7 protein-coding genes and 2 pseudogenes are annotated in these 9,848 nt (G+C 42.6%); 6 read left to right on the forward strand and 3 right to left on the reverse strand.

Annotated elements, in window-relative coordinates; translation table 11 throughout:
* Positions 1-12 precede the first annotated feature (12 nt).
* Positions 13-786: a hypothetical protein gene (locus AB4589_RS06815; protein WP_108189232.1), complete on the forward strand. Its 774-nt coding sequence runs from the start codon at positions 13-15 to the stop codon at positions 784-786.
* Here the strand turns inward: AB4589_RS06815 and AB4589_RS06820 are convergent.
* Positions 707-3,769 (reverse strand): glycosyltransferase family 2 protein, encoded by a 3,063-nt coding sequence (locus tag AB4589_RS06820; protein WP_372099881.1) that lies wholly within the window; start codon positions 3,767-3,769, stop codon positions 707-709. The two genes, AB4589_RS06815 and AB4589_RS06820, sit on opposite strands and share 80 nt — an antisense overlap.
* Complete coding sequence (locus tag AB4589_RS06825; RefSeq protein ID WP_102327573.1) at positions 3,762-4,583, reverse strand: glycosyltransferase; 822 nt, start codon at positions 4,581-4,583, stop codon at positions 3,762-3,764. Before AB4589_RS06825 ends, AB4589_RS06820 begins: the two co-directional genes overlap by 8 nt.
* Before the next feature lie 135 nt (positions 4,584-4,718).
* Here AB4589_RS06825 and AB4589_RS06830 point away from each other — a divergent pair, with 135 nt between their 5' ends.
* The gene (locus tag AB4589_RS06830) at positions 4,719-5,759 is read left to right on the forward strand and encodes an NAD-dependent epimerase/dehydratase family protein (protein WP_372099883.1); all 1,041 of its coding nucleotides are present in this window, start codon (positions 4,719-4,721) and stop codon (positions 5,757-5,759) included.
* A 55-nt stretch (positions 5,760-5,814) separates the two neighbouring features.
* Here the strand turns inward: AB4589_RS06830 and AB4589_RS06835 are convergent, their stop codons facing one another.
* The gene (locus AB4589_RS06835; protein WP_372099885.1) at positions 5,815-6,675 is read right to left on the reverse strand and encodes a WYL domain-containing protein; all 861 of its coding nucleotides are present in this window, start codon (positions 6,673-6,675) and stop codon (positions 5,815-5,817) included.
* 117 nt (positions 6,676-6,792) lie between these two features.
* Between AB4589_RS06835 and AB4589_RS06840 the strand changes: the two genes are divergently transcribed.
* From AB4589_RS06840 to AB4589_RS06855, 4 genes and pseudogenes are all read left to right on the forward strand, one after another.
* Positions 6,793-8,409 carry a competence protein CoiA family protein gene (locus tag AB4589_RS06840; RefSeq protein WP_372099886.1) on the forward strand — a complete coding sequence of 539 codons (1,617 nt, stop codon included), beginning with the start codon at positions 6,793-6,795 and terminating at the stop codon, positions 8,407-8,409.
* 158 nt (positions 8,410-8,567) lie between these two features.
* Positions 8,568-8,684 (forward strand): annotated as a pseudogene (locus tag AB4589_RS06845) (helix-turn-helix transcriptional regulator); the annotation flags it as partial.
* An 84-nt stretch (positions 8,685-8,768) separates the two neighbouring features.
* Complete coding sequence (locus AB4589_RS06850) at positions 8,769-9,650, forward strand: restriction endonuclease (RefSeq protein ID WP_372099887.1); 882 nt, start codon at positions 8,769-8,771, stop codon at positions 9,648-9,650.
* Positions 9,651-9,658: 8 nt separating this feature from the next.
* Positions 9,659-9,832, forward strand: a pseudogene (locus AB4589_RS06855) (type I restriction-modification system subunit M N-terminal domain-containing protein); the annotation flags it as partial.
* Positions 9,833-9,848 lie beyond the last annotated feature (16 nt).

Genomic DNA, 9,848 nt, shown 5'->3' on the forward strand with positions numbered 1-9,848 from the left:
AAGGTATAGAAAGTGGATGAATGGCATATTGTTGGCAATGGTCCAGGGGACTTAGTCATCAAAAAACATGAGAAAGTTATCCGATTTAATCAACCATTAACCACTGCTTCAAGCGCTGATTTGGTGGTGACTAATAGTAAGTTGGCAGGCATCACGGCAGGCGTTCTTGTTCAAGGCGAAGTACCGAGCAAATTGTTTTGTGAAAAGCTAGAAGTATATGGGAAGGAATTGGAGGACCTATTGGGATGTAAACCTTCAATTGGTCTGCTCACTCTCAAAACAATGCTTGAACTTGGTGTCACAATAAATGTTAGTAGGATGAATTTACTGCCTTCACTAGAGAGACCCCTAGATTATAATCAACGGAAAGCGCTGCCAGCGGCATATCATAACTGGCTGGGAGAACGGCGTCTCGCCTCTGGCTGGATGGATAAATTAAATTGGCCTGGCTATGAAGTGAAGCTAGCACGTCATTTCAAAGTAGATGACGTAACAATCACTCGACATTGCTCCAAGCTTCAGTCGTTGCCAAGTTTATCAAAAGAAGAAGCGACTCAATTATTGAAAGGGCTATCCGAGGTTAAGCCTATAGCATGGTTGGAGCACATTGATTCTTCGATCTTAAAGACCTTAGAATCACTATTTTTTGTTTTAAGGGGGAGGTGTATCATCTCCCCAAACTGGTGGCTCTACGACAACGAATTGTCTAGTGAGGTAAACCGTCTTCAAAAAAATCTGGCTTTGGCTCAACAAGCTCTTCTTCTCTCCGAGAAAGTGAAGGCATAGACATAATTTCTTGAACCATTTGGTTATTGTGCTCTTTTTGATCTCGGCCTAGCTTTTTACGCATGTGCCAATAGGTGTAGCCTGTGTCTAGGTAAATAGGAGCTTTTGCGAGTTCCGTCATAGGTAACATGGTTAAATAATCTGTAGCCGAATCGAACCACTCAGAGCTGTCTTTATGTTTGTAATATTCCTCGGGGACTTGTTCAAACAACGCTTTGGTGAATCCCCTTAGGTGGCTCCATACATTTGCACCGGCAGCAAGTCGAGGATTGCGGTAATCAGGCTGGTATAAATGCAGTGGTTTATTAGGACGAAACATAGGCATCTGAACTAAGTCCGCACCCTGTTTTCTGGCTGCATACAAAGCATCAACAACGCTGGGTTGCATTAAGCAGTCATCTTGGTCTAACACTACAACCAAAGAGTTAGGATCTTGGCAGATCTCTTTTATTGCCAATATGAAGTTTGGCATTCTCCCAGTGTTAGAACTGCGTCTTACCAGTGTGGTTTTAGCCTGAAGCTCATCCAACAACATTGGATAACACCAGTTATGAGCGGAGCCACTTGCGTCGTCAATCACGATAATACCAAAGCTTTGATTTGTCTGGTTACGCAATGAGTCTAGGCAACGTTTTAGTAGAGCGTGGTCGGTATACCTACCTTTTAATAAAAAAACGATTGCTTCATGCCTTTGTTCATATTGCCAATGATTGCCGGGTACCCAATCAAATTCCTCATGCTGCTTCGTCGGTTCGATTCCCTGAGAGATCAAGTCCCTTGCCAATGAAAGTTCAGGAAGGTGTTTGTGTTCATTTCGAGGATGGACGTAGTAACTTTGTGGATCCCCACCACGTACAGCGCGAAGCCCTTTACATTTCATTGCTTGTTGTAGTGCACGATGCCAGGTTAAAGTGAATCTGCCTCTGTCCAAGGGATTATCAATTGGCAGTTGAAGGCGAGTCCTACCGAGATCCAAGAGTCCGAAACGGACCTCAGGAGCAAATTCACCCGGAGCTCCTTTATAAGGATTAAAATTAGAGCTGCTTTTGGGAATATTAAAGCCAACAGCAAGTACATCCTCAGGCTCACAAGCGTAAATCATGTCGGCGATATAATCATGGTGCCAATTGCGGCGACCAATAAGCACGTCTAAATCGCACTGCAGTACATATCGAGTCGTAACTTGGTCAAATCCCCAGATCTGAGGGAACAAGGGAGCATTTTGACAGGTATGTGTTTCTCCGCACTTAGACTGTGCAAACCATTTTTCATACGTTGTATTTATGGTTTTTGCGCTTGAAGGGGAAACTAGCACGGAGTCAATTAGTCCATTGTCTCTCAGCCTCTCGGCTTGTTCAATAACGGAGGCTAGGTTTGGATTCGAATACTGGCGTAAAAATTTCCCCTCATGAGGATCAATCAGAAGAATTATTTGTGCGAAATCAACTGGGTAGCGAAGCTGCGTAACGATATGCAGTACTTGGTCACTAAGTACTTTAGCATCTTGCGCACAGGCTTTGATCATTAGAGTTACAGATTCACTCTTACACGAGACCGTCGGTGTTAGGTTACGGCAAGGTTCGACGCATTGTGGATGAAGTTCAGTGATTAACTTGCGGTAGAACTGCTCGAATCCAGGAAGGCTCATCAACGCATCATCTTGTCTTCGCCAGCTTAGCCTACGTACGACTTCTTCGTCAGTATTCGCCAATATTCCAATAGAATAAAGGCGGGCACACATATCCCGAAAGCGTGAGGACGTGAGAGGCTGTAGGTCCTTTCCGACATCAATGTATTCCAGGTCTCCTTGTGGAGTGACAATTAAGTTATCCCGCTTGATGTTGAGAGTGCAAACTCCAGCGTGATAGAGTTTTTTGAGGTAATCTACAATGGATTTTTCGGAAAGCTTCTCATTAGTTAATGCATTATTTTGGAAGGAGGTGCTGTACTGCCAAAGACCATCACACTTTCTCCAAGTTACCGTAGAAATAGGAAGGTCTTTTTCGGCGAGTAAGGTTCGCAGGCTTCGGACTTCGGTATCTGAAATAGCCCAAGGGTAGAACTCCTTAACCACTTGATTATGCTGTAGCCAAACCGCCCCCTCCATACCAACACCTAACAGATGGCGATTGGTAGACAATAGAGTGCTCCATGTTCTTGCAACATAGGCAAGCCTATTTCTCTGATCTTGCCAAATTTCGTTAGACTTATTTGTCTTTGTATCTTCTCCATCAAGAGAGTAGATGGCATAAATAGGATAAGAACAAACGGCTACCTTGGAAGGATTTAGCATTAATAGTTTAGTGACCAACCAGTGGTCTTCTGCGCTTCTGATGTTTGGGTACCTGATACCTAGATTATTCTTCAGTAATAGGTTGCATGAAGGAAGCTCTCGTTGTTGCTTGGCAGAAGCAAAATTATCGATAAATCCCGCTAAACTTAGATGATTACAGAGCTCGTTTGGATTTGCGATATTGTCATTTTGGAGAATCACCCCTCCTTTTCTCAGCTTGTTGCTTCCCAGAGCCGCTACTTTATCTGTATCGCGAACAGCCTTCCAAAGCCCATGCAGGCTATCTTTAGCAAACAGTTCATCGTCAGCGTCTAATCTCGCAACCCATTGTATACATGGCTGTGTATCTGCCCAGTCTAAGAGAAGGTTGCGTGCCCTAGCTGGCGAACCGCACTCTGCTTGCAAGAGGGTAACAGCTGGGTGGTGAAGTAAAGCACTTGCTTCCGATGCCCAACTTATGTCAGAGCTATCATCCAGTACAACGATGCGTGCAATCTGCTTTTGAGTAAGAGACTGTTTAAGTGCGCTGTCAAGAGCGCGGATGAGGCCTTGCGGTTGGTTTTTGTGGGTAATCGCGACTACCACTTCAGCAGTGTCAAATTCTGATGCCGAAGTGTGCGCAACTCGTAAGTTTCGGTCGCACAAGATCTTAGTGTATTTAATAGGAGCGCGTGGATGAAAGTTAGCCATTGAAACTCTCCAGAAGTTTAATTTCGTCTAATATATCGTTCTTGGAAAGTGCAAATAGCGCAGCGGCGCGTTCGAAATAGATATCTATTTCACTTTGTGACATTTTCTCTCCGTGAAGTTTTAGAAACTGCGCGCACCCGCGCAGTTTCTGTTTTGAGCCAGGGGCAGAAAGGGCATCGGGTGTTTGATTGCAAATCCAATCTACGGTCGCCATATTGGTATAGCGAATGGTGACTAATCCGGACTCCAAAATTCGAATTGCAAAATCTTTATCATTTCCACTAGTTAAGCCGTCAGTGAAACCACCAACTTTGGTAGCAAGTTCGGTCTTAATAAAGGTATTTGAGCCTTGCCATCCGGGGTTACCAACTAGAAAGTCTTTAACCTCAAGATCTATGGGAATATTGGTAGCGACTGTTTTGTGATCAATCTTCACATTGATACCAGACAGAACGATATCTGCTTTTCCGTCATCGCTGCTAAGCAGGCAAGAAGATAGATGCTCAGGCTGCCAAACATCATCATCATCGATGATAGCGATATAGCTATTTGGAAAGTTATAAGAGATATAGTTGATACCGGTATTCCAACTGCCAGCGGCGCCGGATGCACGTGAATTGACTAATACACGCAGCGGAATACTTTTGAGTTCAGAACGCAGGTTCTCTACTTCATTCCGATCTAGTGAGCGTGTATCTGATACGAGCACAACGGCTTTAGGTTGGCATGTTTGATTGATGACTGAAGGAAGCGCATGCTCAGAAAGTAGTGAAAGCCTGGGCGTTGTAGCGATCAGCACAATGACATTATTCATTATTGAGACTTTGATTGATGATTGATTTGATTATAATAAGCAAATTGATGAGTATGTGATGTAACTGACTGACATTTATGAGCATTTGATCAACATTTGCATTATCTATGCGTTTTTTTCAATTACAGGAAGGCTATGAAAACACTTGTAACGGGTGCCGCCGGTTTTATCGGTAGCCATATTTGTCGCAGGCTTTGTGCTGATGGATACGATGTGGTCGGCATTGATAACCTCAATGACTATTACGATGTTGGCCTTAAAAAAGCGAGGTTGGAATGGATTGGAGATGTAGGGTTCGAATTTCACTGCATGAGTGTCGAAAACTCAGATGAATTAACTCGTTTATTTGATGAAGAGCAATTTGAGTGCGTGATTCACTTAGCTGGGCAGGCTGGCGTACGTTACTCTTCGGAAGATCCTATGGTCTATGGACAGAGCAACTTAATGGGTTTTCTTTCAGTCCTAGAGGCATGTCGAGGTTTTAAAATTAAACACCTGGTGTATGCGTCATCGAGCTCAGTGTATGGATTGAACGATAAAATTCCATTTTCAGCGAATGACAATGTGGATCACCCAGTTTCTCTTTATGCTGCAACTAAAAAGGCAAATGAGTTAATGGCTCATAGCTACTCTCAAATGTATGGGTTACCAACGACAGGACTGCGTTTTTTCAGCGTTTACGGTCCCTGGAGTCGACCTGATATGGCGTTCTATAAGTTTACAGAGGCAATGATTGAAAAAAGGCCGATCGATGTTTTCAATAACGGGGAACTTTATCGGGACTTTACTTACATCGATGACGTTGTAGAAGCAGTAGTTCGAGTAACAAAGAATATTCCCAAGAAAAACCATGAATGGTTAAAAGCTCACGAGACTATTGCGCAAAGCTCGGCGCCATATCAGATTTTTAATGTTGGTAGCGGGGCTCCAGTTAAACTCACAAAAATGATTGATTTGTTGGAATGTCAACTGGGAGTATCTGCGATAAGGCAATTGAAGCCAATGCAGGTAGGGGAAGTGAATACAACATACTCTGATGTAAAAGAGATTTTTGATGAGATTGGTTTTAGGCCACAAGTACCATTCCACGAAGGCGTTACAGCTTTCGTGGAATGGTACAGTGATTATCGGAGAATTTCTCAGCAACAAATCAAGAGTGCAGATGAGTCGATTTAGTTTTATGCTGGACTACAAAGGTGCGTTGTATGCTTTTTAAAGTATTCACGCGCACCTAAAAAACCAAATACGGCCTCAGCTCTTCAAAATTCCCTAAGATGATCTGTTGTCCTTTAGGGTTCGAATTCAACACATTAATATCGATATTATAAGCATCTAGAACATAGCGAACCAATGCTGCGTTCGTCGATATTGCCAGGATGCCTTTTTCCATACCGTAGTCGTGTGCAATCACTTTGGCCTGGGCTTCGGTTAATCTTGAGTCGGGGATTAACTTAATAGAGAGGTGAGTGTTCCAAAGCTCATCTTGTTCTTTCCCTTTTATTTTTTTTGTCTCAAGAGTTGGAACACCTCGAATTCTGCTCAGCACGAAATCTCGATAGCCTTCTGAGTGCTCGCAATAAGCTCGAACATGCCAGCGTAGTGGTGTACAAACGAGCGTATGTGGAGAGATGATTCGTTCTACTCCCTCACCATTTGTCAGTGATGTGTAGCTTAAATCGACACGTTTTTTTTCTCTGATTGCTTGGACTAATGGTCGTAAAATTTCGGGAGTAATGTTGCGTGTCACTGGGCGAACCATCGTCGTATTTTCAAAGCCCATATCAAGCTCGTTGAAAGTCACAGTCATATCTTCACTTCGAGATAGGATGTGTAAGTATTCATCAGCATGACCGCTCGTTAGCTTTGGAATGAAGCTATCACTGGGTTTGTAGCCTTTTAACTGTTTATCGTAGACAAGGTTGTCAGGCGCAATTTCTACCAGGTAAGTATTGATATCTTTCGACGCTTGCTGTCTACCAATACCGAAGCTTTTAATCAAATGGTTGGTTGTTAGCCGACCTTCCCACAGCGCAATGACCTCTATCATTCTGTATCGAAACAAAAGGTCCCATCTTATTGGCCATTTACTCATTATCTAATTCCTGTCTAGTTATGCGACGTGTATGTGTAATCAGTATTTACGTGTAGCTAATAACGTCATATTATTTTTTTGGTTAGTATTACGTCAAGGGCAGTTGAGGAGAAAACCATGAGTGAAATTCACATCACAAGAGCGGTATATCAAGACACCAAAGAGTCGGTATCAATTGAGGACGTCGATCGTGGTCTTCAAGCCAATGTTGTATGCGCTTGCTGTGGAGCTAAATTAGTTGCGAATAAGGGACAAAAGAAAGCTTGGCACTTTTCTCACTATTTTGACGAAGCATGTGTTTTGGCGTACGAGACGCAACTTCATTTAACTGCCAAAGAGTATTTTGCAAAAGCCGGGAAGATACCTATACCGCTTGAGGCGGGATGGGTTACCCCAGATGCTTGCGCAGAACTACAAGTCTCTGACGTGAAAATTGAAGTCTATATGGATGGGAGAAGGCCGGATTTAGTGGCGACGGTCGGAAGCGAACAGTATTGGATTGAGATAGCTAATAAGCATAAATGCGATGACGATAAAGTTTGGTATTGCCGGAGTCATGATAAGAATGTCATTGAGATAGATGTCTCTGAGTGTGGTTATCTAGACCAGTTCGACTCTTTAGAGCACTGTTTAGTGCGAACGCAGTCGCTCAATGCTTGTAATGATTACCTTGATGAAATAGCAAAAAGTACAGCGCAGAAACACGAAAAAGTTAGAAAACAAATTGAAGTCTTGAAGCGTTCAGAAAAGAAACTTGAAGAGCAAGAAATAAAGCAAGACAAAGTAGAGAAAACGTTAGAAGAGCGTATCGAAGTACATCAGAAAAAGTATGAAGATCGCTTAGAGAAAATGAAACTTCGCAAAGGTGCTCAGGATGAGATTCTTGCTGAATTGGAGAAAGCGATAGCATCCCATCAAACCTTGTTAGATTCTGCTCAGGCGCGACATGCCCAGATTGAATATGAGATAGAAGAGAAGGTTACATCGAGGCTTAAGCAACTTGAGGAACAAAACCAAGCCGTGCTTCTTCAGTTAAAAGGGGAGTTACAACGAGAATGGAATCTGGAGTTGAGAAAAAAGAGAGAGGAGTTTGAACAGCAACTTGCGGATGAATTGAGTCGACGATTTCAAAGTGAAATCGTGGCGATGGAAGAAAGACAACGAGCACATAAAAAACTAGATCAAGAGTTAAAGGTTTTGGAACACGAAAAATTCTTTCTGTGTGATGAAATTGAGTCTTTAGGTTTACGTAAGAAAGAGGCTTTGGACCAGCAAGGGCATGAGTTGCGAGAATCATTGGCTCCACTTCTTGAACAAAGAAACATTCTGACCGATGAAGTTACCCAACTGACAAAGCAGGTAAAAGAAAAATTGATAGAAGCTGATCTTGTCGACACTTATGCGAATAACCTTGTTGAGGTGAGAGATTTCTGTCTAGCTCGTTCTGACTACCGACAAACGATCAATCAACGAATGAATGAGCTCAAGTCAATAGATCGTCAATGTAAGGAGTTAAAGTTTGATTATGAGCAGAAATTCGAAAGATTAGATGTAATGATAAAACTCTCAAATGAATTTGCTAAAGCATTTAAGACTACCTTCGATTTACTGCAAAGGAAGGCGCTTTTAAGTGAGCTACCGGAAGTCATAGTTAATCGAGTAAAAAAGAACTCACTTATGCTATCAAGAAATGCTCAAGAAGAGCTCGATGACCTTGAGCGGATGGAAGTTTAATCATTTCGAAAATGTGGTGGGCGAGCTGTGCTCAAAGTGGTTATTAATAAAGCGTTAGACTGCATAATGGAATGGAGATCATTGTAGATTCCCCGATTTTCTCATATTCTCTCACTATTAGAATTTTCGACAAAACTATCGAGAGCTAACACGCTGAAATGACTGACCAAATTTTGACCTTAAAAGAGCTGGCAGAATATCTGAAACTTGCAGAAAAAACAGCTTATAGGCTTGCCAGTGAAGGCAAGCTACCAGGCTTTAAAATCGGTGGCTCTTAGCGTTTTAAGCGTGAAGACTTAGAAGCTTGGATTGAACAACAAAACGCAGGTGCTTAGATGCTTCCAAGTTATCAATAGCTAATGAAGCCAGTGTTAGAGGCTGCCAAAAATGAAGAAGTTAAGCTTAGCAACGTCATAGACTTGCTAGCTGAGCAAATCAATCTGTCTGAAGACGAGAGAACAGAGCTTCTACCTAGTGGGCGACAAGCTGCATTTACCAACCGAGTTGGATGGGCCAAAACTTATTTAGCCAAAGTTGGGCTTTTAGATTCCACAAGGCGTGGTCATTTCGTGATAACAGATTTGGGGAAAGAAGCTCTAAACAGTGGCGGCGAGATTAATAACCAATACCTTAAACGTTTTGACGACTTCAATGCGTTCACTAAACAAAAGAACGGTGACTCAGACAGAGTCGAAGATACAACTGTGTCTGATAATGATGCGACTCCAGATGAAGTACTAAGGGCTGCTTACAAACAGATTAACGACGCGTTAGCGTCAGACATCTTGTCTCGAACACGTAAAGTGTCTCCAGCCTTCTTTGAGCAGCTGCTAATTGATCTGCTACTAGTTATGGGCTATGGCGGAAGCGATGAGGGTATGGCTCATACCCTTGGGAAAAGTGGTGATAACGGTGTTGATGGCGTGATTAATCAAGACCCACTTGGTGTTGATCAGGTTTACATTCAGGCCAAGCGTTATGCAGATGGCAATAACGTTGGCGCAGGTGAAATCCGAGACTTCTTTGGTGCGCTTAATCTGAAGAAAGCACAAAAAGGTATTTTCATCACTACATCAGAGTTTACCTCATCAGCAACTCAAACAGCGAAAGACCTAGGCATGCGCATAGTGCTTATCAATGGTAAAGAGTTAGCAAAACTGATGCTTCGGTACAACGTTGGTAGCCGGGATGAACAAGTAATTAGTATTAAACGAATTGACGAAGAATTTTTTGAAGGGTAAATAGTTAAATGGTTGAACAACACAAAAAAGCATTAGAGAAACAGCTTTGGAACATTGCCAATGCGCTGCGTGGCAACATGAGTCCTGATGAATTTCGTGATTATATTTTAGGGTTTATCTTTTACAAATATTTGTCTGAGCGTATGCATCAATATGCCGATGGTATTTTAGCGGAAGACGGTTGATCTGCACCAGAAG

The organism is Vibrio sp. 10N.222.49.A3 (assembly GCF_041475145.1).
GTDB classification, from domain to species: domain Bacteria; phylum Pseudomonadota; class Gammaproteobacteria; order Enterobacterales; family Vibrionaceae; genus Vibrio; species Vibrio tasmaniensis_A.